The 23,730-nt window shown below is 59.5% G+C and carries 18 protein-coding genes; 8 read left to right on the top strand and 10 right to left on the bottom strand.

Translation table 11 applies throughout. The features are described from left to right. Complete coding sequence (locus tag FA94_RS30935) at window positions 1-957, bottom strand: LysR family transcriptional regulator (RefSeq protein ID WP_035558634.1); 957 nt, start codon at window positions 955-957, stop codon at window positions 1-3. A gap of 104 nt (window positions 958-1,061) precedes the next feature. Here FA94_RS30935 and FA94_RS30930 point away from each other — a divergent pair, with 104 nt between their 5' ends. The 3 genes from FA94_RS30930 (at window position 1,062) to FA94_RS30920 (ending at window position 4,754) form a co-directional block, all read left to right on the top strand. Then, on the top strand, window positions 1,062-2,177 hold the full coding sequence (locus tag FA94_RS30930) for an aryl-sulfate sulfotransferase (protein ID WP_035558631.1): 1,116 nt from the start codon (window positions 1,062-1,064) through the stop codon (window positions 2,175-2,177). Window positions 2,178-2,227: 50 nt separating this feature from the next. Then, window positions 2,228-3,556, top strand: a complete 1,329-nt coding sequence (locus FA94_RS30925; RefSeq protein ID WP_035563619.1) for a uracil-xanthine permease family protein — start codon at window positions 2,228-2,230, stop codon at window positions 3,554-3,556. Between the two features lie 91 nt (window positions 3,557-3,647). Further along, window positions 3,648-4,754 carry a porin gene (locus FA94_RS30920; protein ID WP_035558629.1) on the top strand — a complete coding sequence of 369 codons (1,107 nt, stop codon included), beginning with the start codon at window positions 3,648-3,650 and terminating at the stop codon, window positions 4,752-4,754. 3 nt (window positions 4,755-4,757) lie between these two features. Here FA94_RS30920 and FA94_RS30915 read toward each other — a convergent pair whose 3' ends face one another. Beyond that, entirely contained in the window at window positions 4,758-5,354 is a 597-nt protein-coding gene (locus FA94_RS30915; RefSeq protein WP_035558626.1) for a putative pterin-binding protein, read from the bottom strand. A gap of 310 nt (window positions 5,355-5,664) precedes the next feature. Here FA94_RS30915 and FA94_RS30910 point away from each other — a divergent pair, with 310 nt between their 5' ends. After that, window positions 5,665-6,204, top strand: coding sequence for a carboxymuconolactone decarboxylase family protein (locus FA94_RS30910; protein WP_035558625.1), 540 nt, complete (start codon window positions 5,665-5,667; stop codon window positions 6,202-6,204). 146 nt (window positions 6,205-6,350) lie between these two features. Then, window positions 6,351-7,214, top strand: coding sequence for a helix-turn-helix domain-containing protein (locus FA94_RS30905; RefSeq protein ID WP_035558622.1), 864 nt, complete (start codon window positions 6,351-6,353; stop codon window positions 7,212-7,214). 21 nt (window positions 7,215-7,235) lie between these two features. Here FA94_RS30905 and FA94_RS30900 read toward each other — a convergent pair whose 3' ends face one another. Then, window positions 7,236-8,186 carry a LysR family transcriptional regulator gene (locus FA94_RS30900; protein WP_035558620.1) on the bottom strand — a complete coding sequence of 317 codons (951 nt, stop codon included), beginning with the start codon at window positions 8,184-8,186 and terminating at the stop codon, window positions 7,236-7,238. 130 nt (window positions 8,187-8,316) lie between these two features. On the opposite strand from FA94_RS30900, the gene FA94_RS30895 reads away from it, so the two are divergent. From FA94_RS30895 to FA94_RS30885, 3 genes are read left to right on the top strand one after another with little or no spacing between them, the layout of a single operon-like run. Then, a complete protein-coding gene (locus tag FA94_RS30895) occupies window positions 8,317-9,747 on the top strand; it encodes a sulfatase family protein (protein ID WP_035558618.1) in 1,431 nt (476 codons plus the stop codon). A 55-nt stretch (window positions 9,748-9,802) separates the two neighbouring features. Then, window positions 9,803-11,110, top strand: a complete 1,308-nt coding sequence (locus tag FA94_RS30890) for an MFS transporter (protein ID WP_035558616.1) — start codon at window positions 9,803-9,805, stop codon at window positions 11,108-11,110. A gap of 28 nt (window positions 11,111-11,138) precedes the next feature. After that, entirely contained in the window at window positions 11,139-12,563 is a 1,425-nt protein-coding gene (locus FA94_RS30885; RefSeq protein ID WP_156126748.1) for an FAD-binding oxidoreductase, read from the top strand. A 4-nt stretch (window positions 12,564-12,567) separates the two neighbouring features. On the opposite strand, the gene FA94_RS30880 is transcribed toward FA94_RS30885, so the two are convergent. The 7 genes from FA94_RS30880 to FA94_RS30850 all read right to left on the bottom strand — a co-directional run bounded on the left by FA94_RS30880 (window position 12,568) and on the right by FA94_RS30850 (window position 23,421). Then, window positions 12,568-13,761: a porin gene (locus tag FA94_RS30880; protein WP_035558613.1), complete on the bottom strand. Its 1,194-nt coding sequence runs from the start codon at window positions 13,759-13,761 to the stop codon at window positions 12,568-12,570. Window positions 13,762-13,946: 185 nt separating this feature from the next. Further along, window positions 13,947-15,365 (bottom strand): c-type cytochrome, encoded by a 1,419-nt coding sequence (locus tag FA94_RS30875; RefSeq protein ID WP_035558610.1) that lies wholly within the window; start codon window positions 15,363-15,365, stop codon window positions 13,947-13,949. After that, the gene (locus tag FA94_RS30870; RefSeq protein WP_035558608.1) at window positions 15,362-17,140 is read right to left on the bottom strand and encodes a GMC family oxidoreductase; all 1,779 of its coding nucleotides are present in this window, start codon (window positions 17,138-17,140) and stop codon (window positions 15,362-15,364) included. The genes FA94_RS30875 and FA94_RS30870 overlap by 4 nt, the downstream gene beginning before the upstream one ends. Beyond that, the gene (locus FA94_RS30865) at window positions 17,140-17,883 is read right to left on the bottom strand and encodes a gluconate 2-dehydrogenase subunit 3 family protein (protein WP_035563612.1); all 744 of its coding nucleotides are present in this window, start codon (window positions 17,881-17,883) and stop codon (window positions 17,140-17,142) included. Before FA94_RS30865 ends, FA94_RS30870 begins: the two co-directional genes overlap by 1 nt. Window positions 17,884-18,239: 356 nt before the next feature. Next, window positions 18,240-18,710 carry a hypothetical protein gene (locus FA94_RS30860; protein WP_035558605.1) on the bottom strand — a complete coding sequence of 157 codons (471 nt, stop codon included), beginning with the start codon at window positions 18,708-18,710 and terminating at the stop codon, window positions 18,240-18,242. Window positions 18,711-19,468: 758 nt separating this feature from the next. Continuing rightward, window positions 19,469-21,265, bottom strand: coding sequence for a UvrD-helicase domain-containing protein (locus tag FA94_RS30855; RefSeq protein WP_035558602.1), 1,797 nt, complete (start codon window positions 21,263-21,265; stop codon window positions 19,469-19,471). Further along, window positions 21,265-23,421 carry an ATP-dependent nuclease gene (locus FA94_RS30850; RefSeq protein ID WP_035563609.1) on the bottom strand — a complete coding sequence of 719 codons (2,157 nt, stop codon included), beginning with the start codon at window positions 23,419-23,421 and terminating at the stop codon, window positions 21,265-21,267. The genes FA94_RS30855 and FA94_RS30850 overlap by 1 nt, the downstream gene beginning before the upstream one ends. Between the last annotated feature and the right edge of the window lie 309 nt (window positions 23,422-23,730).

Here is a 23,730-nt window from a genome sequence, read left to right as displayed (position 1 = left end):
TCACGTGACCTTTACCGCGCGTTTGCGGCGCGTCGGCGTACTCGCATGAAAACGGCTTTCAGTCGTCTCGATCGACTGGCCGAGAAACTGCAGGAACATGCTCATCGCGACCGTGGTGCTCAAGTCCGCGCGTTGGTACAGACAACTGAACGACCTGGCGCCGGCGTCCGCTAGCGCCAACCACGCGAGTTTGCGTTGCGCCACGTCTTCCGCGACATTCTCCGCGATCAGAAAGCCGATCCCCACCCCTTCCGCCACGAGTCGACGCACCATCGACACCGAACTCGTTTCCACCAGCGGGCGCGCCTTGCGTTTCTCGCGATGGTCGATCTGATCCACCATCGCGCGCAACTCGGTATCGGGCGTCATCAGAATGAGCGGATAGTCGAGGCAGTCACGCAGTCGCGGCCGCTTGTTCAGTTTGGTCAGCGGATGCCCCGGCGGCGTAACGAGCCCGAGGTGCTGCGAGAACGAGCGCACTTCCACGACGCCGGGCGGCGGTTTGCGGCGCAGTCCGTAACCGATGTCGGCTTCGCCAGTCTCGACCCACTTCAGGATACTTTCGCCGTTGCCTGACCGCACGCTGTACGTCACGCCCGGATAGCTCTGCATGGCCGCCATGATTGCATCGGGCACCAACTGTTCGGCCGACGAAGGCGACACCGCCAGGTTGATATGCCCGCGCCGCAACGAGCGTAAATCTTCGACCTGGGTCATCGCATTGTCGAAATCGCGCTGCCCGCGCCGCACTGCCGCAATGATGATTTCGCCGGCCGTGGTGAGTTGCATGCCGCGTGGCAAGCGATCGAACAACGGCGAGCCGACCTGCTCCTCCAGATTGAGGATTTGCTGGTGCACTGCGGCAGCGGTCAGGTGCAGCGATTCGGCCGCCTTGCGGATCGAACCGCGCCTGACTACCTCGTCGAAACAGCGGAATGTCTGCGATATTGGACGCATATTTGCACCGTATAGTTTTTCCGTACAGGCCGTATGGAACAATCATGTTTTCCTGACGGATCGAATAGCCTAGATTTTGCTCCATCATCTTAACGGAGCGAATCGTGACCACCACAGTCGACCAGATTACCCAGCGGCGCCGCGGCGTCGGTCTCATTGCTCACGACCCGCAACGGTCGGCTGGCGGGTATACGCTGATCGCGCCGCAGACGGCGGGCGGTCGCGTTTATCTCGTGGACATTCGCGGCGAAGTCGCACACGAGTGGCAGATGCCGGTGCGTCCGGGCCGCCACGCGGTGATTCTGCCGAACGGCAATCTCGGCTACAACGGCAACCATGCGAATTCGGAAGACCGCTACGCGCCATGGTCCATGTGGCACGGCGGCGACTTCTATGAAGTCACGCCGCAAGGCGAGGTGGTCTGGCGCTACGAAGATCCCGCGCATCATCACGACGCGCAGTGGCTGCCGAACGGCAACCTGCTGTACGCCGCGTGCGAACGGGTGCCGGTCGGTTTCGCGGAGCGCGTGCCGGGCGGCACCGCGCACGGGCCCGACGAACCGATGTACGCGGACGTGATCCGCGAGGTGAATCGTGCTGGCGAACTGGTGTGGGAATGGAAGGCTGCGGAGCATCTGAATCCCAGGGACTTTCCGATCGCGGCAGGCTTTGGACGCTATCACTGGCCGCTCGTCAACGGACTCGGCGTGAACGCGAAAGGCGAGGTGCTCATGAGTTTGCGCACCACGTCGGGGATCATTGCGGTGGACCGTGAAAGCGGCCGCGTCACGACGCACATTCCGCCGAGCGTCGTGTCGCATCAGCATGCCCCGGTAGCGCTCGCCAACGGCAACATTCTCACGTTCGACAACGGCAACTTCCGCGCTGGCGCACATGTAGCGTTCTCGCGCGTGCTGGAGATCGATCCGTTGACTCGCGAGGTGGTCTGGTCGTACGCGGACGACATGGTCAACGCGTTTTACAGCGCGTTCATGGGTAACGCGCAGCGCCTCGCCAATGGCAACACGCACATTACCGAATCCGCCACGGGGCGTTTGTTCGAAGTGACGCCGGCGGGCGAGGTGGTGTGGGAATACGTGATTCCCTGGTTCGGCGAATACCCGGACGAGGCCGCGCGCAAGACGGGCCCCGGCCAGTTGAACAGCGTATTCCAGACGTTCCGCTATAGCCGCGAGCAACTGCCGTGGTTGCCCGCGTGAACGTCGCGCGCGCTGTTGCGCCCAGTTGCGATTCGCCTCCCGGGGGTTACGTGAATTCAGATCCAGCCACACCTAGCGTCGACACGCGGTTGCCCGCCTGGCAACTGGCGTTGTTCGGCCTGCAGCATGTTCTGTCGATGGCGGCCTCGCCCGTTACGGCGGTTTTTCTGGTGTCGCGGATGTTGTCGCTGCCCGGCGACATGACCGTGCATCTGATCGGCGCGACGTTTTTCGTGTGCGGCGCGGGCACGTTGCTGCAATCGCTGGGCGCGGGGTCGATCGGCGCGCGCCTGCCGTTCGTCATGGTGCCGGGCGGTGCGCCGGCCATGCTGTTCGCGGTGATCGCCACGCAGACGGATTTGCGTACCGCGGCGGGCGCCGCGATCCTCACCAGTCTGTTCTACTGGCTCGTGTTGCCGGTGTTCGCGCGCTGTCTGAGATTTTTCCCGCGCGTGGTGGTGGGCACGATGCTGGTGCTCGTGTCGGTCAGCCTGATCAAGATCTACGCGGGGATCGTGGTCGGGCAGCCGGGTACGCCGGGCTTTGCACGGCCGCTGTCGTTCGGTCTCGCGGTGGTCACGATCGTGGCGACGATCGCGGTGGCGCGTTTGTTCAAGGGCACCGTCGGACGGCTGGCCGTGTTGTTGGGGCTCGTGGTCGGCACGTTGGCTGGTTGGGCGGTCGGGCTGATGCCCGCCGCCGGTCTGTGGGACGGGCCGCTGTTCACGCTGCCGGCGCTGTTGCCGTTCGGCATGCCGCGCTTCGACATACTCGCCGCCTTGCCGATGCTGATTTTCAGCGTGATATCGATGGCTGAAGCGACCGCGCAGACGGTGGCCGTCGGCGAGATCACCGGCAAGCCGATCGACATGCGCCGCGATGTGCCACGAACGATTCGCGGCGATGCGCTCGCGTCATTAGTTGGCACGCTGCTCGGCACGTCGCTCATTATCACCAGCGCGGAGAATATCGGCGTCGTGCAGACCACGGGCGTACGTTCGCGCTACGTTACGGCGACGGCCGGCGCGATGTTGATGGTGGTCGCGTTGTTTGCACCGCTGGGCCGATTGGCTTACGCGATTCCCGCGCCCGTGGTGGGCGGCACGGCGCTGATCGTGTTCGCGATGATCGGTGTGATGGGCATCAATCTGCTCGGCAAGGTCGATCTGCATGCGCGCGGCAATCAATACACGCTGGCGGCGGCGCTCGTCGTGGGGCTGATACCGATTCTGGTGCCGAACGTCTATGCGTCGTTTCCGGGACCCGTGCAGATCGTTCTCGGTAATGGCATGGCGGCGGGCACGCTCACGGCGATCCTGGTCAATCTCGTGTTCGGTGCATGGCGTCTTGTGCCGACGGAAAAAATCCAACCCACCTGACTCTGCGGAACGCGGGCATCGACGCCTTCGTAATTCGTAATTCGTAATTTGTAGTTCGCCTTTCTCCTTCCAACGCTTCACCCCACACCTCATGAAAACCAAATTCGCTTTTCACGCGACGGCGTTCGCGTGCTCGGCTGCGCTCGGCGTTTTTTCAACGGCGCAGGCGCAGAGCAGCGTCACGCTGTATGGCAGTCTCGACGCCGGTCTCGGCTATGTGAGCAATCTGCACGGCGCAAAGGCTTATATCGCCGAGCAGGGTACGTTACAGGCGGATCGCTTCGGCTTCCAGGGCGTCGAGGATATCGGCGCGGGGCGCACGGTGCTATTCAGGCTCGAAAGCGGTTTTGTCACGACAACCGGCGCTTCCGCCAGCAGCAGTACATTCTTCAATCGGCAGGCGTATGTCGGTCTGGCCGATCCGGTATTCGGCACGATGACGCTGGGCCGTCAGACGGACTGGAATTTCGAGTGGCTCGGTTCGGTTTCCACGGGGCAATTGCTCGGCGACTTCTCGGCGTTTCATCCCGGCAATCTCGATGGTCTGGGCAGCACGTTGCCGGTGCAACTATCGAATACCGTGAAATGGAAGAGCGCGAATTATCACGGACTGTCGCTCGGGGCGATGTATGGATTCGCCGGCGCCGCGGCAAGCAATACCAACGGACGCACCATCAGTTTCGGCGCGAACTATACGAATGGGCCGGTCAAACTGGTGGCGGTTTATTCCGAGTATCGCGACCGCCTGCTGCCGCTTTCCACCGGACTCGGGTTGACGTCGTTCGAAGGCCAGACGATTGCGCCGGGCGCGACCTTCAACGCGAAACAGGTGCGCGATATGGGCATTGGCGGGTCGTACCGGTTCGAGCGCGTGACCGTGCATGCGCTCGCCACCGACGTGAGGATCGAGTCGGCCGGCGGCGTCGAACATTTTTGCAGCGTCGACGGTGGCGCGAATCTGCGGTTGACGCCCGCCGAAGAGGTGTCGGCGGGGGCGTGGACCGCGACACTCGCCGGACATCGCTGGACGCAATTTACCGTGGCTAACGTCTATTCGCTGTCGAAGACAACCCAGCTCTACGCCGACCTGATGTTCGAGACCGCGGGCGGCGGCGCGGTGGCGAACACGATCGGTATTGGCGCGGCGTCAGGCGGACGACAGACGGTGTTCCTCAGCGGGATTCATCACCTGTTTTGAGCATTACGCTTCGATCACCTGCAAGTGGTACAGCCCCCACGGCGACAACTCGAAGCGATCCTTGAGCGGCTTGCTCGACAGTTCGGCGATGTTGTCCGCGTCGTAGGTGGCCCAGAGTGGGCCGACGCCACCTAAGGGCAGCGGCTTGCCGTCCATTTGGGTCGCGACGATGAAGCGGTAGGCGCGCACTTTGTCGAGCGTCGTCATCACGGCATAGCCGTCTACCGCGTGCATCAGAATTTGCGTGCTGCCCGCTCCCGGCGCGCCGACGTGTTCGAGTACATCGGTCAATAGCGGGCCGCTCAATACATGCTGGCGGGAATCGTATTCGGTGGTGGGCTTGATCGTCACGGGCGGCATGCTGGAGAGCGAGGCAAAGTCCATGCCGTACGCTTCCGAGAACTTCACCTGATGCTTCGCGAGCAATTGATCGAATGCCGGATCGAGTGCGCCGCGATTGTGGCGCTTGATTGAACCGGAGAGGGTCAGCACCACCGGTGACGCATTGCAGGCTTCGTGACGCGCCGGTTTGGCGGCGAAGGCGGGCGCTGCCGCGGCGCTCAATACGGCAGCGCGGGTCAGGAACTGGCGTTTGTTCATTGGCGTGGACTCCCGGTTTTTTTGTTAGAGGGCGACGTGTGCGGCTCAGTCGTCGAGGGCTCTATTGTCGGGTAATAAGTGCTGTCTGTGCGATGACGGTCTTTTATATCGAGTAGATGGCTTGCGTTTCTTCGCAGGTTAAGCAGGGAAATGCCTTTCATGTTGTAACAGAAAAGCGGGGAGCGTGCCCTGACGCCGAGCGTATCGAACTTCTATTACATGGGAGGTAATTGGCGAGCGTCTCGCCCACGCCTAATCTTCGGTGGTCGCGCCGTTCACCCTGAACCGCGTTCACCATCGAGGACACATCATGTCGACGTTTCAAGTTCATACCCTTGACTCCGCGCCGGAACAATCGCGGCCCGTGTTGCAGCAGCTTCAGCAGACCTTTGGTTTTATCCCGAACATTGCGGGTGCGATGGCTGAATCGCCCGTGCTGATCGGCGCGTTTATCAATCTGTTTCAGAAGGTGCATTCCGGTACCTTCACGGAAGCGCAGATCCAGACGCTTTTGCTGACAAATGCAGTGACCAACGCATGTTCGTGGGCGGTCGCGTTTCATACGGCGCTGGCGCTGCACGGAGGGCTCACGCCCGCCGACGTCGAAGCGATTCGCGCCGGCCGTGCGCCTGCGGATCGCCAGCATGCAGCGCTTTCGACTCTGGCGAAGACCGCAATTGAAAAGCGCGGCCATCTCGACGACCAGGACGTGAGCGCGTTTCTCGAAGCGGGCTTTCGTCGCGATCAAGTGCTCGAACTGCTTGCGGTGACGGCGGCGTCGACCATCACGAACTACGTGGGCAGTATTACGCAGCCGCCGCTGGAAGCTCAGTTCCAGGTTCACGCATAGCATGCCTGAGTTTCCTCAGGAACGAGCCGGTCGGCGACGCGTAGTATGCTGACCGGCGAGGTCCGGTTGATCGCTCAACGTGGAAGATTGACCACACGACGCCGATCACCGAACCGCTTCTGTATCGACCTGCGGATAAGAGAACGATGAACCCTCCGAACCCCAGCAAAAAGGCACCGCCGAACGATCTCGGCGTGTTGTTGCGTCACTGGCGAGATATGCGCGGCATCAGCCAGTTGGATTTGTCCTTCAATGCAGGCGTTTCGCAGCGTCATATCAGCTTTATCGAAAGCGGGCGCAGCGTGCCGAGCCGGCAGATGCTGATGGATATCGCGCAGACGCTGGATATCCCCTTGCGCGAACGCAACACGCTGCTGCTGGCGGCCGGCTATGCGCCGATGTACGCCGAAAGCGCGTGGAATGCGCAAGAAATGCACGGCGTCACGAAAGCGCTCGACCGGATGCTTCGGCAGCATGAACCGTTTCCGGCCATCGTCATGGACCGTTACTGGAATGTGTTGATGACGAACGAGTCCGCACCGCGCTTTTTTAATTGCTTTATCGACATGGCGGCGCGCAAAGGGCCGCGCAACATGCTGCATCTGATTTTCGATCCCGAAGGCATGCGGCCGTTCGTGTCCGATTGGAAAGCGGTGGCGGATAGTTTGATTCAGCGTGTTTATCGCGAGTCGGTCGGGCGAGTGATCGACGACAAAACGCGTGAATTGCTGGACGCGTTGCGTGCGTATCCCGAAGTGGACGCGAAGCTGCAACCCGGTGACGCGTTAAAGGCCGACTCCGCATCGGCGTCCATGCCGGTGATACCAATGGGCTTCATCAAAGACGGCCGCGTGATGAACTATTTCTCGATGGTCACCAGCGTCGGTACGCCGCAAACCATCGCCGCGCAGGAGCTACGGATCGAGTGCATGTTCCCTGCGGACGACGAAACCGAAGCGCTTCATCTGCAGATGCTCGATGCGAACGCAAAAGCAAAAGCACCTACCTAACCGCACCGAACCACCACCGCTTCAATCCGCGACCGGCCGTCGCAATCGCTCCTGCACCGCAGCGACACATTCGAGCGCGGCAGGCAGCACCGGATTCACCGACTCGCTGCTATAGAACAACTGCACCGTCTCCAGAAAGCTCGCACCAGGCATCGCGAGAATAGCGAGCGCGGCGCGGCCCGCTCGCTTGCGTGCAACCGCTAAGGGCATCAACGCGAGAAACGGGTAGCTCGCGAGCATCGCCTCATTGGTCTGCAACGAGATGGATTGCACGCAGCCATCGGGAAATGCGAGTCCGGATTCGCCGAGCCAACTTTGTAACGCAAGGAAAGTAGGCGCTTCTTTCGGCGGCAGAATCCACGGCGACCCGGCGAGGTCGGCCGGCGTAACAGTCCTTCGATTCGCCAGCGGATGATCGCGGCCACATACCACGACGATCGGATCGTCCATGATGATGTGAGAAGCGAATTCGGTTTTGCCGAATCCCACTGGCTCGGTCCGGCTCAACACGAAATCCAGCGACCCGTTGGCGAGCAAGGGAAACAGCCGGTCGCTGGTCGCTTCTTGCAGCGCGACATTCACCTGCGGCGCGCGCCGTTTCAACTCGAGAATCAACTCCGGCGCGAACACCGGCAATACCGTCGCGACCGCGCCCACTGAAATCTTGCCGGATATCCCGCTGGTCAGCGCGTCCACTTCATAGCGCGCCTGTTCGAGCTGATGAAACACCTCCCGCGCGCGCTTGGTGAGCGTTTCACCGACGGTGGTCAACTGAAGCCGGTTACCGACCCGCGTCATGACCGACACACCGAGTCCGGCCTCCAGTTCGGCGAGTTGCTTCGAGATGGCCGGTTGCGTCACATTCAGTTTCTCCGCCACGAGCCGGATCTGCCCGAGACTATCGAATAGCGTGAGCAACCGCAGATGGTTCAGCTTCAATCCAGCCTGAAAAAACCGCTCGATCGGGTCCACAGCACTCCTCCTGGCGAATAACTTATGGTTATGCGCTTTCGACAAAATGTCAATTGCTTGTCATGCGCTCACGGACCATGATTAAGCTCAGGAGACAGCCGCATTCATAGCGCGCCCGGACACCCCCACCATGAAGCCCACGAACGTATTGTTCATTTTGTCGGACGAGCATCAGCACGACCTGATGGGATGCGCCGGCCACCCGTTCATTCACACCCCGAATCTGGACGCGCTCGCCGCGCGCGGTACGCGCTTCAGCAACGCCTATACGCCGTCGCCGATCTGCGTGCCGGCCCGCGCGAGCCTCGCAACGGGCCGCTACGTGCACGACATTCGCTGCTGGGACAACGCGATTGCGTACGACGGCAGCACGCCCGGCTGGGCGCAGTACCTGACGCACGACGGCATGGTCACGGACTCGATCGGCAAGCTGCACTACCAGAGCGAGGCGGCGCCGGTCGGTTTTCGGCATCAGCAGCACGCGGTGCATATTCTTGATGGCATCGGTCAGGTGTGGGGTTCCGTGCGCAATCCGTTGCCGCGCACCATGGGACGCTCGCCGCTGTACGACAAGATCGGCCCGGGGCTGTCGAACTACAACCGCTTCGATATGCGGGTGGCCGATACGGCGGTCGACTGGCTCGGCGAGCCGCGCGACGACACGAAGCCGTGGGTGTTGTTCGCGGGACTCGTCGCACCGCATTTCCCGCTGATCGTGCCGCAGGAATATCTCGATCTCTACGATCCCGCCAGCATCGAATTGCCGCCGTTGCAGCCGTCGAGCGGTTATGTCCGGCATCCATGGGTGGAGCGCCAGGCGATTCATATGGATCACGACGCCGCGATCGGCACCGATGAACGCCGCCGCCTCGCGATGGCCTGCTATTTCGCGCTGGTCACGTTCCTCGACGCGCAGGTCGGCAGGATTCTCGCGGCGCTCAAGGACAACGGCCTCGACGAGTCGACCACGATCATCTACAGCAGCGATCACGGCGACAACCTCGGCAAGCGCGGCATGTGGAACAAATGCCTGATGTACCGCGAGTCGACTGGTGTTCCGATGATCGTTGCGGGCGCAGGCATTCCGCGCGGCAAAGTGTGCGAAACGCCGGTGTCGTTGATCGACATTCAGAACACGATTCTGGAACGCACTGGGTGCACGGCGCCCGCGAACGCGAGCCCGGGCGAGTCGCTCGCGAAACTCGCCAACGCGCCGGCTCAACCCGAGCGGCTGGCGTTCAGCGAGTACCACGCGGTCGGCTCGGAAACCGCCGCCTACATGCTGGCGAATGCCGACTACAAGTACCACCATTACGTGGGCTTGCGGCCCGAGCTGTTCGACCTGCGACGGGACCCGCAAGAGTTGCAGGATCTCGCGGGACTGCCGGAATACGCACCGGTGCTGGCTTCGTTCGAGAAGCGTTTGCGTGAACTGCTCGACCCCGAAGGCGTGGACAGGCTCGCGAAAGCCGATCAGGATCGTCTGATTCAGGCATTCGGCGGCCGTGAAGCCGCTTTGCAAACCGGCACGCCCGCCGCGACGCCCGTGCCCGTGGCATGATTCGCGGCCGGACGGCCGCTTGAACAGAACACAATAATTCGATGGAGACAACCCGATGGCCTCAGCAGACCTGGCAGCGGCGGCGCATGCGCCCGCGCGCCAAACCCGTTGGAAGACGGTCATTCTCGCGAGTCTCGGCGGATCGCTGGAAATCTACGACTTCATCATTTACGGCGTGTTTGCCCGCGAAATCGCGCGGCAGTTCTTTCCGGCCGCCGATCCGATCGCATCGCTGATCAGCACGTTCGGCGTGTTCGCCATCGGTTATGTGTCGCGGCCGCTTGGCGGCATCGTGCTCAGCAGTCTTGGCGATCGCTTCGGCCGCCGGCTGGTTTTTCTGGTCTCCGTGCTGGCGATGTCGGCCTCGACAATCGGCATTGGCCTGATTCCCGGTTATGCGTCCATCGGCGTGATGGCGCCGGTTCTGCTGATTCTGCTGCGGCTTGCACAAGGTTTCTTCCTTGCCGGCGAATTGCCGTGTTCGATTACGTATGTGGTGGAAGAGATTCCGCAGCGGGCGAGTCTCGTTAGCGGGCTCGTGATCTTCTGTTTGAACTCCGGTGTGCTGACGGCCACGTTGATCAGCCTGGCGCTGCATGCGGGCTTGAGCGCCGAGTCCGTGCTGGCGTTCGGCTGGCGGATCGCGTTTATTTTCGGCGGTGTGATTGGGCTGGTCTCTTACTGGCTGCGCACGTCGCTGGAAGAATCGACGGAATTTCAGCGGCTGCGCAGTCATAAGGTCAAGCGGCCGTTCCGGATCGTGCTCACCGAGTATCCGAAGCAGGTGGCCGTGGGCGTCGGCGTGGCGGGTATTGTCAATGCGTCGAACAGTCTGCTGTTCGTGGTGTTGCCTTCGTATATGACGACCGTGCTGCACGTCTCGCCGAGTCTCGCGAGCGCCGGGCAGAACATCGGTATCGCGACCATGTCCGCTTCGTTGCTGTTCTTCGCGTGGCTCGGCGATCGGCTGCCTTCGCGTTATTGGCACCGGATTGGCTCGCTCCTCATGCTGGCCGGCAGCTATCCGTTCTACCGGCTCATCGCCGCGCATCAGATCGATCCGGTGGCCGCTTTCGTGGTGATCGGTTTTGTCGGCGGTCTGGTCAACGGGTCGTATGCGTACCTGCTGGCGGATCTGTTTCCCACGCCCGTGCGCTTCAGCGGCATTGCGTTATCACTCAATCTTGCTACAGTGATTTTTACGGGCATTACGCCGCTGGTCGTGACGCAGCTATTGCACAAGACCGGCTCGGCGGCAGCGCCCGGATTATTTCTGACCGGCGTCGCGGTGATCGCGCTCGTCGCCGGCCTCGGATTGAAGCGTTTCGGCGGCCAGCTCGGGCACGTCGCGGAACAAGGCTGATTGTTGGATGACACGGCACCTACACGATATGACGGACTTACAGCAGGCACTCGTTGAACAACTGGGCGACCAATGCGTGTCGCTCGACCCTGGCGTGCTCGACGCGCATGCGGGCGACTGGAGCGACACGGAGAAGCGACGCCCGTCGCTCGTGCTGATGCCGCGCACGCCCGACGAAGTGGCGCGCGCGCTCGGCGTGCTGTCGGCGCTTCGGCAGAAGGTCGTCGTGCAGGGCGGCTTGACCGGTCTCGCAGGTGGCGCGACGCCGCAGGCCGGCGAGGTCGCGATGTCGCTCGCGAAAATGAATGTGATCGAAGAGTTCGACCATGTCGGCGGCACGATCACCGTGCAGGCCGGCCTCGCGCTGGAGCAGTTGCAGACCCACGTCGAAGCGCAAGGGTGGTTCTTTCCGCTCGATCTCGGCGCGCGCGGTTCGTGTCAGATTGGCGGCAACGCGGCCACCAATGCGGGCGGCAATCGCGTGGTGCGGTTCGGCGTGATGCGCGATCTGATTCTCGGCATGGAAGTGGCGCTCGCGGACGGCACCGTGCTGACGATGATGAACAAGGTCACCAAGAACACCACGGGCATCGATCTGAAGCAGTTGTTCATTGGCTCGGAAGGGATTCTCGGCGTGATTACGCGCCTCGTGCTGAAACTCGAACCGAAGCCGACGGTTGCGAATACTGCACTCTGTGCGCTCGGTTCGTTCGATGCCGCGACGCGTTTGCTGAAAGAACTGCGCCGTCGTTTGCCGGCGTTGTCGTCGTTCGAATTGATGTGGGACGACTTCATGTCCGCAGCGATGGAAACAGGCGGACTCAAGGCGCCGTTCGCGACGCGTTCCCCCGTGTATGTGCTGGTCGAAACGCTGGGCGGCTCTGAAGAGAGCGAGCGCAAGGCGCTCGAAGAAGTGCTGGAATACGCGCTGGAAAACGAAATCGTGGATGACGTGATCGTCGCGCAATCGCTCGATCACGCGCGGCAACTGTGGGCGTATCGCGAGACCGTCGGCGAATTGCTAAGTCGTCTAAAACCCCACGCCGCGTTCGACGTGGGTTTGCCGATGATCGCAATGGACGGCTTCGTCACGGCGATGAAGCAGGCGTTGACGTCGCGCTTCCCTGAGCAAACGCATCTGTTCTTCGGCCATCTCGGCGATGGCAATCTGCATCTGCTGTCGGGTCCGTATGCGAACATGGCCGATATGCACCAGGTCGAAACGCTCGTTTATGAGCAGGTGCAAAAGGCCGGCGGATGCATCTCCGCCGAACACGGTATCGGTGTAGTCAAGCAGGAATTCCTGCATCTGAGCCGCTCGTCAGCGGAGACGGACCTGATGCGCAAACTTAAAAACCTGCTCGACCCGTGCGGCATTCTGAACGACGCACGCGTGATCGCGCCGGACCTCTCGCACGGCGGCGCGCAACCCGCAACGTCAGCGCCGCACTGAGCGATCAGAACTTGTGGCGCACGCCGATGCTCACGATCGCCTGCGACTGCGCCGCCGACGAGTGGCTATTGCCCTTGTCGCTAACTGATGCGGTGGCGGCGACCGGATTGCCCAGCGCGTCCAGCGTGCCGCCAGACGCGTGCTGATAGCCGCCCATCAGATAGACCGTGGAGCGCTTCGACAGGTTGTATTGCGCGCCGAGCGTGACGTTGTGATACTGCGCACGTTCGTCCACGCCATCCACCTCGCCGCCGCGCGTGTAGCTGTAGCCCGCGAACAGTTGCACGGCCGGCCGGATCGTCCATTGACCGAACACGCCCGCAATGTTGAACGTTGCGTGACCCTTGAACAGCGAGTCGGCGCCTGAGCGGTATTGCACGTTGCTGTAGTTCACGCCGACGAGCGCCGGGCCGAAGTCATACGTCGCGCCGGTTGCGATGATCTGTTGCGATTGCGCGCTGGCGTAGCCTTCGTTGATCGATGAATTGAACAGACCGTCGTCGGTGCCGTTCCATTTGCCGTAGGTGCTGTCTGTCGGGCCGCTCTTGCTGTTATCCGAACGTTCATAACCAACGCCCACGTGCAGCGGTCCGTTCGCATAGCCGGCACCCACGCTCCACGTATTCTGCTGCTTCAGGCTGCCCGGTTGACCACCGAATCCATACAGCGCGCCGAACGTGAAGCCCGCGTAATTCGCGCTGGTGTACTTGATCGAGTTGTTGACGCGCGCGGTCTGGTCGAGATCGTCGATGTCGCCCGGATGCGCGCCGTAGCCGCCGACCAGCGCGACCGGTGAAACGGGCGCCACGAAGTCGTTCAACGACGTGTACTGACGGCCCAACGTGATCGTGCCGTATTGCTGGCTGCCGATCCCCACGTACGCCTGGCGGCCGAACAATCCGCCGTTCTGGCCGGTCTTGCCGTTCGTGATGTCGAAGCCGTCCTCCAACTGGAACAGCGCTTTCCAGCCGCCGCCCAGATCGTCTTGACCTTTAATGCCCCAGCGGCTGCCGGAGAGGTTGCCGCTCGTCGCCGCAACGTTCGAATGGCCGCTGTAATTGCCGGCCGTGCCGGTGCGTTCACTGCTGCGATACGAGAGGCCCGCATCGACGATGCCGTACAGCGTCACGGAACTTTGCGCGGACGCAATGCCGGCGAAAGACAACATCAGAGGGGCGGCAATCCATTGCTTTTTCATCGTGGTAATAGCTCGGTTGGAACGTCTATTTCAGGTCGCCTGATGGCGATCTCTCTTTTTGCCGCGCACACGCGAGTCCGCGCCTTCTGTCGATGGAGCGGGTTTTAGGTGAGGCGGGGAACAGGGACTCACACGCACGGCGCGCCGTGCGTGTGTTGCGTGTTTTGCGTGCGTTGCGTGGTGAGTTAGTGACTCAGCGAAGCACCCGGCGGCATGTCGGGCGCGTGGACGGTGACGGTCTTGCGGACCTTCGCCACATCGGACGCGTTGACCGTCGAACCGGTATTGCCCCAACTCGTACGCACGAAGTTCGTGACGTCCGCGACTTCCTGATCGTTCAGACGCCAGCCGAACGGCGGCATCGTGAACGAGGACGGTGCGGTCTTCGTGCCTTCGAGCGTGCTGCCGGTGAGCAGCACATGAATCAGCGACGTCGCGTCTTTACCCTGGACGACCGGGTTGCCGCCGAGTGCCGGGAACACGCGGTTGTAGCCGCGGCCGTCGCTGCGATGGCAGGCCGTGCAGTTGTCGCGATAGACGGCCGCGCCGGGTGCGGTGGCGTCGCCGGTGCGCAGTGCGTGCGCGGCGGTGTCGTTGTACGCGTACGGCGTTTCCTTCGGATCGGTGGACGGCAGCGTCTTCAGATATCGCGCGATGGCGGTGAGGTCCGCGTCGCTCATGTGCTGCATGCTGTGCTGCACGACGTCCGTCATGCCGCCGAATGCCGCGCTGTGCTGCGTGCGGCCCGTTTTCAGGAATTGCACGAGGTCGGCTTCGCTCCATGCGCCGATGCCGGTGCGCGGATTGGCACGCAGGCTCGATAGAACCCAACCGTCGATAGCAGCGCCGCCCGCGAGGAACTCGGCGCCGTCGAGGTCCGTGAGCGAGCGTTCCTGCATCGTTACCGCACGCGGCGTGTGGCACGCGCCGCAGTGGCCGAGGCCTTGCACGAGGTACGCGCCGCGTGCGATGACCGGGTCGGTGTAGTGCGTTGCGTCGAACGTGGCGGGTTCAGGGGCGAACAGGTGACGCCAGATGCCGAGCGGCCAGCGCATGGACAGCGGCCAGACGATATCGACGGCGCGGTTCGCCTGGTTGACCGGCGCAACGCCCCGCGTGAAGTACGCGTACAGCGCGTGCATGTCGTCTTCGTTCAGTCGCGCGTACGACGGGAACGGCATGGCCGGATACAACGTGTCGCCGTTCGGCTTTACGCCCGCTCGCACCGCACGATCGAACTGCGCGAAGGTCCACGAACCGATGCCGGTGTTGCGGTCCGGCGTGATGTTGGTCGAGTAGATCGCGCCGATCGGCGTGTCGAATTTCAGGCCGCCTGCGAAGGGTTTTCCTGCGGGTGTTGAGTGACAGGCAATGCAATCGCCAGCGCGCGCGAGGTATTCGCCGTGGGCGATGAGTGCCGCGTCGGATTGCTGTTGCTGTTGCGGTTGCGGTTGAGTCGGCGCTGGCGTCGTTGCACTTGCCGTTGCCACTGTCGCCGCTTGCACCGCGAACGGTGCGCTTATCGCAGCCGCTACGAACAGCGACGCCGCGCCCGCATGTTTGATCGCCCGCGCGATGCGTTGGATTTCGTTGATCTTCTTCATACGCTCACCAGCGGCCCGGGGTTCTTCAGGTACTGCGTGCGGATCGCTTTCGCCGACCAGTAGGCCAGCGCGGCGACGAGGCCCGTCGGGTTGTAGCCGATGCCTTGCGGAAACGCCGACGACCCCATCACGAACACGTTATGCACGTCCCAGCTTTGCAGATAGCGGTTCAGCACGCTGGTCTTCGGATCCGTGCCCATTACCGCGCCACCCACCAGGTGCGTGGTCTGATAACGGCGCGAGTCGAAGTGCGCGCCGAATTCGCGCGTGTAGACGTTGATCGACTTCGGTCCCATCTGCTGCGCGATCTTGTGCATTTGACCGGTCACGTAGCGGGCCATCTTGATGTCGTTGTCTTTCCAGTCGAAAGTCATGCGCAGCAGCGGCTGACCGTACGAATCGCGATAGGTCGGATCGAGGTCGAGGAACACGTCGCGGTACGACATGTTCGAGCCGTGCGCATCCATGGAAATGGTGTGCGCGTAGTGGTCTTTCACCGACTTCTTCCAGTCCGAACCCCAGTTCGGCGTACCGGCCGGCGTTGCGATACCGCTGATCGGCTTCGTACCCGCCTGATTCACCCACAACGGCGAACCGCCGACGAAACCCAGCGGGCCGTGATCGAAGTTGTCGGCGTTGAAGTCGTCCACCGCGACGCCGTTGCCGCCCGCGCCGATGAACGGATTGGTGAAGGTGTCCTTGTCGAAGAAGGCCGTAATCGTCGACAGGTTCTGGTACGCGAAATTGCGGCCCACCACGCCTTCGCCCGAGATCGGGTCATAAGGCTTGCCGATGCCCGACAGCAGAAGCAGATGCACGTTGTGATACTGGAACGCTGCGACGATCACGAGATCGGCGGGCTGGAACACTTCGTTGCCTGCGGGATCGACGTACGTCACGCCCTTTGCGCGTTTTTTCGTATCGTCGAGATCGACGCGCAGCACGTGACAACGCGAGCGCAGTTCGAAGTTCGGCAGCGGTTTGAGCGCGGGCAGAATGTTCAGATTCGGCGAGGCCTTCGAGTACATGTAGCACGCGTAACCGCTGCAGAAGCCGCAGAAGTTGCACGGTCCCATTTGCGCGCCGTAGGGGTTCGTGTATGGACCCGAGGTATTCGCCGAGGGCAGACGGTACGGATTCAGACCGAGTTCGCGCGCGGCTTTGCCGAAACGCTCGGCGGAATAGGTGTTCAACTGCGCGGCGAGCGGGAAGTTATCGCTGCGCGGCGCTTCGAATACGTTGCCGTCGCCGACTACCTTGCCGTTGACTTTATAGGCCTGGCCCGAGGTGCCGAATACTTTTTCGGCGAAGTCGAAATGCGGTTCGAGTTCGTCGTAAGTAACGCCGTAATCCTGGATGGTCATGCCTTCCGGAATGAAGCGCTTGCCGTAACGCTCTTCGTAGTGGCTGCGCAGATTCAGTTCTTCCGGCGTGATGCGAAAGTGCACGCCCGACCAGTGCAGACCCGCACCGCCGACGCCTTCGCCCGGCAGAAACGCCGCGAGTTGCCGATACGGCAGCGCGGTTTCGGCGATGTTGTGACGGATCGATACGGTGGTCTTCGACAGATCGAGGAACAGTTTTTTGCGGACGTTGTAGGTCAGTTCGTCGATCGTGTTCGGATACGCGCCGTCCGGATAGGTGTCGCGATACTCGCCGCGTTCTAGCGCGACCACGTTCAGGCCCGCCTCGGTGAGTTCTTTCGCGAGGATCGCACCGGTCCAGCCGAAGCCGACGATGACCGCGTCGACGTGCGGTTTGGTTTGAGTAGACATCAGGTGCGCTTTCCTTCGATCGACACGGGGCCATACGGATAGGCCGCGCCGTTCTGATTGACGAAGTCCATGAAATCGGCGCGCGCGCCGGGGAAGCCGATCATTTTCCAGGCGGCCATGTCGCGATTGCCGCCGTGGATCGGATCGCAGAAGTAGCCTTCGCGCGTGTTCTGCAGGAGCTGGCCGAAGAAGGTGGTTGCGGGCACATCGGTTAGTTCGAGCTTGCCTTTTTCCAGCGCGCTGAGGACGGTGTCGCGGATGGGGGCGTCGAGGGCGTCGAAAGTGCGGGCGTAGGTTTTCGTGCAGTACGCGTTGATGGCCGCGATGCCGAGGCGGTAGAGGTCGCGGGGGACCAGCTTGAGCTGGTAGCCGAGCTCCGGGGCGCCTTGGGCGAAGGGGCCTTGCATGTACCACAGCGCGCCGTGCGCGTAGGGCGTGTCCATCTGACGATCGATGAATTCAGGAACGCCGGCTTCGAGCGCGCCGGGGCCTTCCGCGTCGGAGGGGATCAGGCGGTCGACGGCGGCTTCGATGAAGGCCCATTCTTTGGCGTCGAAGAATTTGGGCTTGTAGGGGGTGGCTTCGGCTGCGGGGCTTTGGCTTTGGTTTGAGCTTTGGTTCGAGCTCTGCGTTGCGGTTGCGGTGGGTTGCTTGTTGTCGCAAGCAGCCAGTGTGCTGGCCGGAACCAGCACGATCGCCGTGCGCAAAAAGCCGCGGCGCGAGCTTAGAGGGGATTGAGACATGTTGTTCTGGTCACCAGGTTGGAGCGCGTCATTGCGCTGCCACGCAGTCTTTGGCAGGTTCGATCGCATTTCGTCGCATGGTAAATGGAACCGGTTCCAAAGTCTTTCCGGGATTTTACAATAAGCTGTTTCGGGATGTGAGGGAATGGGGGTTTTGCGGTTGTAAGGGGTTTGGAATCAAGGGGTTGGGGGTTTTGGCGGCGGGTGGATTGCTGAGGTTGGGGGCTAGGAGGGGTGATGCGGAAATGCGACGGTGGGGGTGCGAGCGGTGGTTTCGGGGCGGAGCTTGCTTTGCTGTGTGACTGCTTTTTCGCGAGATGTTTCGAGCGGCCCATAGGCCGCTCTGCGGAGTTGATTTAGTGCTGGACGGCGACCGGGCGACGCGCGTGGTCCTTCTTCACGATCGCTGCGCATTTTGCCGATGAACGTTTGCGCGGCGTGGTTTTGGTTGTTGCCGATGGTCGAGTTGCGATCTCGGTTGCGTTTGTTAGGAGGTGGGTTGCTTGCTTCGCCGTGAGCTCTTTGTTCGCGACGCCCTTTGCGTCGAGGGCGATTACGCCGAACAGCTCGAGGTCGGCTGCTAACTGTTGCTGATATTCCTCGCCGGTGTGGGTGAGTAGTTCGAGCAGGGTGCGGTGACGATGACGCTCGTCGATTGTGATGGGAGGATTCCTACACAATGTGGACGCGAGTGTTGTTAGCGTCTCCAGTTGACGCATTTGCCGGTGGCAGAGGTCGAAGGCGGAGAGGGCGAGTTTTTCGTATTGGAGCGCGTCGACGGGTGGGCGGGAGGTGGGTTTTTTTGTTGTTGATTTGGTGGTGGTCATGGTTGCGATCTCCCGGATGCTTTGAGGATCGCCCGACACTTGCTGGGTAGATGGTGAGCGGGCGTGTGACGAGGTTGGAAGACCGTCGCTACCAAACCGGCGAGCCTCGCGGCTCCCTCGTCACCGCCCGCCCATAGATATAGACGTGCAGCGATAGACGCATGAACCACGTTACGTGGGTGTGCGCGGTCAGTAGCGGACAGGCTTCCAAACCTGACCATTGGGCGTGTCCCGATGGCTTGGAAATTGTAAGGGAGGGCGGGGTGCGAGTGATCAACTCAATGGGCTAAATTGGTGCGCGTGGTGGTCGGCGAAGGCTCGTTCAGATTTTGGGCTTTAGTGCGCAGCAGGGTGTGAGTCTGAGCGCGCGTCCAGTGAAGCAGTGTGGAGCATTGCGACCAACGTTCCCGCGCGGAACATGGCAAGAAAACTCATGGTCGACGTATGGCCTAGTTGCGCCTAAGGTAATCGGCGAGGTGTATTGGCAAGCAGGGCCGGTCCGCTTTGTTGGCAACTAATCGGCCCTTACGGACTTTCAGGTATCAGAGTCAATGAGACGGCTACAGGCCGGGTTCCGGACATTGAGGGCTCCACTGTCGCGATGTCAATTTTGCCAGCAGGGAACGTATATCGTTCACTTGCAAGCTGCGGTTGCCGTAACGACAGTATTTAGCCGATCTGAGCCTTCAGCGAGTGTTAGTGCATGCTGCCAAGTGTCGGCCGAAAAAACCGACAGACATAATGATTGCTAGCGTTGATCAAATAATGTCGTAGTCGAAAGCGCAATCAGCTAGAACTTGCGTAGGCGTGTACTCCCCGAATCCACCCCCTCTTCTTCTGCCCGTTTCCGAGAACAGGTGAAGGTTCTTTCTTGCGCGGGAGCTGGCCACATATACCAGCTTCCGCGCACTCAATGCGCCATTTGGGTCATTGAAATGTGGAATCATTCCCTCTAACAGCGCATATGCGATCACTACATCGAATTCCGCGCCTTTGACGCCGTGGATCGTTGAAACAGTTATTCCTGAGCGATTCTGAAAAACCTTGCGGAAGAACGCCACATCCCGGATGCCATCGACCCCCTCCCTCTCCAAGCGTTCTATCCGCATAAGCGAACTAGTAAAGAAGGCAGCATGGTGCTCCTCCAGCTGCGCATATATATGGTAGTTAATGCCAAGACGAAAAAATAGAGAATCAAAGAACACTTGCAGATATGACAAGCCGTCGACCTCTTCAATTGCTATGGCATTGCAATGCTTCAGAAAACCCTTTCGATCCAAGTCTCGCTTCACCACGCCTGCCTCAGATAGTGCCGCCAATACCTCGCCCGCCCAACGTAGGCGGCGAATGTACATCTGTGGCGAAGGTTCAGTTAGTGCCAAGCGTGCAAGTTTGTACCAGAAATTCTCGATATCGCGTGCAAAGGGGACCATGCCTGGGCCATCAAATTGGTATTCCGGCACCTCAGTGACTAAGCGGCGTGTCATTGCAGCTAAATGATTCCACTGCGGAGCTAAGACACATATCTCACGCGGTGAAAAACCCAACGTTTGGATGTTGTGCCGAATCAGCCGCGCAATCTCCGTCACGAGATCAGATTTTGTCAAATTTCGATTGTAGGTAACGAGGCTTTGGTACAGTCGCTCTTCGCCGGAGGCCTCAATTTGGGTTCCATATACATTAAAATTCCCGAAGTAATCAATAATGCGTTGCGATGATCGATAGTTTCTTGATAGCTCCAGGTTATCGATAGGTATCCCAGTCAAGAGGCGAAGTTCATCCAGGGGAATCGGATACCCTCCGAGTGACCCGTAGATCGCCTGATTCGGATCACCTACCATGAACAATCGGGTATGACCTGCGCCGGTACGAAGGATTGAGCCAATGATCTTATACTGAATTTCTTTGGTGTCTTGATACTCATCGACCAATACGATCGAAAATAATTTCGATAACAGGCCACTGATACTCGGGTATGCAACAATGAGGCGGTTCGCAAACCAAAGAATCAATTCAAAGTCGATTTGCCTGTTCTTCCGAATCGCCTTAAAATATTCCTTGAGAATTAGCTTGATAGCATTGTGTTTTCCGACGTTCGGGCAACCCAGTTTAACCCCTTCGCTAGTCACGTAGTACTCGCAGTCAAAGTGTGACACTCGCTGCGCTACATAAGGTGCACAGAGCTGTTCCAGCAGAGTTTCTTTCTCGTGCAGATCAATTACTCGGAATCCATTAGCTAATCTAGCCTCGTAAATTCCGTAGGGTTTGAGTATCCATTCCAGACAAAAGGCGTGAATTGTCCCAATCCAAAGTCTGGCTGTATCGACACCCAGTTCCTCGATGCGCGTAACAATTTCATCTGCTGCGCGATTGGTATACGTTATCGCAATCACAAACTTGCGGTCCGATTCCAGCCGAGATAGTTCGTACGCGATCTTGTATGTCAGTGTCCTCGTCTTTCCGCTTCCGGGACAGGCAACCAAAAAGACGCTGCCGGGCAGACATACTGCGGCAGCTTGTTCGGCGTTTAGCTCGCGCTCTGTCCATGCGAACATCAACCAACGCCCTCCAAGATTTGGTGGATCTGATCCCCCGGAAGAATATGGACCATTCCTGCCTTAAGGGTGTTCAAATCAGCATCGCCGATGCGATAGCGCCGCAGCACCGTCTCGCCGGCATGCACCGCAGCGGCCGTTATTGCGTTGCGTTCTCGTGCAAGGGTCAGCCGATAGTTATAAATATTGAAATAGATTTCTCGCGACAATGCGGGTCGCGTGAAGAAAATAGCGTCTCGTATATAGAGAGGAATGGTCGTGGTGTGGTCAACCACCTCGCTCAATAGAATCGCAAACCAACCTTTTCCTTGATTACTTGCCATCGTCAAGATACGTTTTCCGTACCTTGACTTGTCTCCTGATCGCAGGTCGTTCTCCGCGTCAGTCCGCGTCGCAGGATCCACATAGACTTTGGGCACAGCAGCACACGCGTGCTCGACGTTGCCAGCCAGAATGAAATCGACCTCGAAAGTATGCGTTGCGTAGAAAACAGAAAGCCACTGATTGCCTGCAACGAATGCATCTAGTGCCACCTTCCGCTCGGCACCATCTTCGTGAGCACCCTGACACTTTCTCTTAAAGCGCGCCTCGGAATCAGAGTCGGCGGCAACTGGCGCCGTGTCGATAAACACGCTGTCAAGGTCCGTGACAATGCTGCATCGTTTGCGAATTCTCTGATCGTGAAAGAGCAGCGCGACATTCTTAAATCCCGTGCTACGAATATTGATGAGGCTGATGCCCAGCTCATCTAGGCTCAAGCCGAGAACCTGTTTAAATAAAACTGGGATAAGGATTTCTTCGGCGTCTCCTTCAACGAGTACTACGCTCTTGGCAAACAGGAGATTGCTACGCACCGCGTCTAGATATCTTTGGACATTGCCAATCTGGGTAGGCTCCAAGCCCGTCGCGGGCTGGTAAGCCTCACATGCCTCGCCACTCCTTCCTAGGATGTTGACGCTGCTTACCTTGCTTACCTCTGAGATGTGAGTTGAATGCGTCGAGTAGATGATTTGAGTATCAGTGTAGGCTATCCTGTCAAATAAAGTTTTTTGTATGTGCGTATGGATATGTGCTTCTGGCTCTTCGATTAGAAGAAAATTTGCGATGGACTCGCGTATCTTCTGGTACTTAAATTCCAGTAGCTTCAAGGTAAGATAAATAAGGTTTGCTCCACCAAGACTTAATTCCTGTATGGTGCCTTCATAATTCTCATCTGACTCTCCCACGAAAAGACGAAGCGACTGAAATAGCTTGTCTGCTTCGTCAGAAAGATCAGATTTGATAGAAAGCGAGGCTGGGGAATATGTCTCTCCAGCCGCATCCTTAATGGTTTTTCGGATGTCCGATCGGACTGTTTGAACATCCTCTAATGCTTCGATAGAAGCGTTGAGATCTTGCACCTTTTCAACAATCGGCGCCATCGTCGCGGAAGCGATTTCCCCACTTTTACTCTTAAGCAAATTTAAAAGAGGGTTAGTACGATTGTTGTGAAATTCAGAAACAACATCGCGAAGCGCTTGAATATATGTAAAGGATACTTCTTTCGTGAGGGAAAGTATCTGCGGCACCCGAGCGCCGATGCGCGGATCGTCCACCTCTTCACTGAAAATCGCTTGCTCAAAATCTCCAACGATTGCGTTATAAACTAGTGGGTCGGCGAAATTAGCTTCGCTTCTTCCTGTGAATAGCGTCTCATAGTCATCGATCGTGATACTGTTGCGTATCAGCGCAAGTGAAGCTGTGTCGCCGTCATCAAGTGCCGAAAACTTGAGGCGAATTTCCTTTTTTGGGCGAAAAATAAGATTGTAAGTTGCCCGGCCGATGACATTCTCTGGAACAACTCCTACTGCCGGTACCACGCCCGCAGCATGAAGGAAGAGCGCCTGAATTGCCTCCGCCGGGCCAATATCGGAAAATTCAAGACTGATGACGATCCAATGACCCCGCCATTGTCCAAGACCTCTATGGAAGTCTATGTCATCCAGTCTATATGACAACCGCACCATGTTGTCATCCAGAAGCAAGCGAATCGCGCGAAAAAGGTTTGTCTTTCCAGAGCCATTCTCACCGATGATCGTATTGACTCCCTTCTGAAATGTGAGCGTCGTCCGAGAGAAATTTCGGTAGTTTATAAGTGTTAGCTTTGCAATGTGCATTATTTTGGTCTCGCCGCTTGTGTGGAAAGCATACTGCAAACCACATCAATTTGTCTGTTTCGGAACCGAGTTTCCCATCATTGGTTCGCCTCCTGAGGCCACATCATACGGCGTCGAAAGGCCGCAAAGGTTTGACGCCATGGATTCACTGGCAGTGACTCTGGGCGTTCGCGGTTATGGAACTTCGAGCATCTAGGGGACAACTCACAGCCGGCGTTCCGTTAGCAGTCCCCGTATGTCCGCTTCGGCCCATGAGGGAACTAGTCTTTCACTGACGGATGACTGCTCACGGGGCGGTGCCGACGCATG

It is taken from the genome of Burkholderia sp. 9120, from assembly GCF_000745015.1.
Taxonomy (GTDB): Bacteria; Pseudomonadota; Gammaproteobacteria; order Burkholderiales; family Burkholderiaceae; genus Paraburkholderia.
This window is presented reverse-complemented; position numbering and strand designations above follow the sequence as displayed.

Bases quoted from the DNA above. Each gene is read 5' to 3' on its own strand.
- FA94_RS30855 (WP_035558602.1), bottom strand. From the start codon at position 21,265: ATGTTCGCATGGACAGAGCGCGAGCTAAACGCCGAACAAGCTGCCGCA.
- FA94_RS30870 (WP_035558608.1), bottom strand. From the start codon at position 17,140: ATGTCTACTCAAACCAAACCGCACGTCGACGCGGTCATCGTCGGCTTC.
- FA94_RS30875 (WP_035558610.1), bottom strand. From the start codon at position 15,365: ATGAAGAAGATCAACGAAATCCAACGCATCGCGCGGGCGATCAAACAT.
- FA94_RS30905 (WP_035558622.1), top strand. From the start codon at position 6,351: ATGAACCCTCCGAACCCCAGCAAAAAGGCACCGCCGAACGATCTCGGC.
- FA94_RS30865 (WP_035563612.1), bottom strand. From the start codon at position 17,883: ATGTCTCAATCCCCTCTAAGCTCGCGCCGCGGCTTTTTGCGCACGGCG.
- FA94_RS30885 (WP_156126748.1), top strand. From the start codon at position 11,139: ATGACGGACTTACAGCAGGCACTCGTTGAACAACTGGGCGACCAATGC.
- FA94_RS30860 (WP_035558605.1), bottom strand. From the start codon at position 18,710: ATGACCACCACCAAATCAACAACAAAAAAACCCACCTCCCGCCCACCC.
- FA94_RS30890 (WP_035558616.1), top strand. From the start codon at position 9,803: ATGGCCTCAGCAGACCTGGCAGCGGCGGCGCATGCGCCCGCGCGCCAA.
- FA94_RS30850 (WP_035563609.1), bottom strand. From the start codon at position 23,421: ATGCACATTGCAAAGCTAACACTTATAAACTACCGAAATTTCTCTCGG.
- FA94_RS30915 (WP_035558626.1), bottom strand. From the start codon at position 5,354: ATGAACAAACGCCAGTTCCTGACCCGCGCTGCCGTATTGAGCGCCGCG.
- FA94_RS30880 (WP_035558613.1), bottom strand. From the start codon at position 13,761: ATGAAAAAGCAATGGATTGCCGCCCCTCTGATGTTGTCTTTCGCCGGC.
- FA94_RS30910 (WP_035558625.1), top strand. From the start codon at position 5,665: ATGTCGACGTTTCAAGTTCATACCCTTGACTCCGCGCCGGAACAATCG.
- FA94_RS30935 (WP_035558634.1), bottom strand. From the start codon at position 957: ATGCGTCCAATATCGCAGACATTCCGCTGTTTCGACGAGGTAGTCAGG.
- FA94_RS30920 (WP_035558629.1), top strand. From the start codon at position 3,648: ATGAAAACCAAATTCGCTTTTCACGCGACGGCGTTCGCGTGCTCGGCT.
- FA94_RS30895 (WP_035558618.1), top strand. From the start codon at position 8,317: ATGAAGCCCACGAACGTATTGTTCATTTTGTCGGACGAGCATCAGCAC.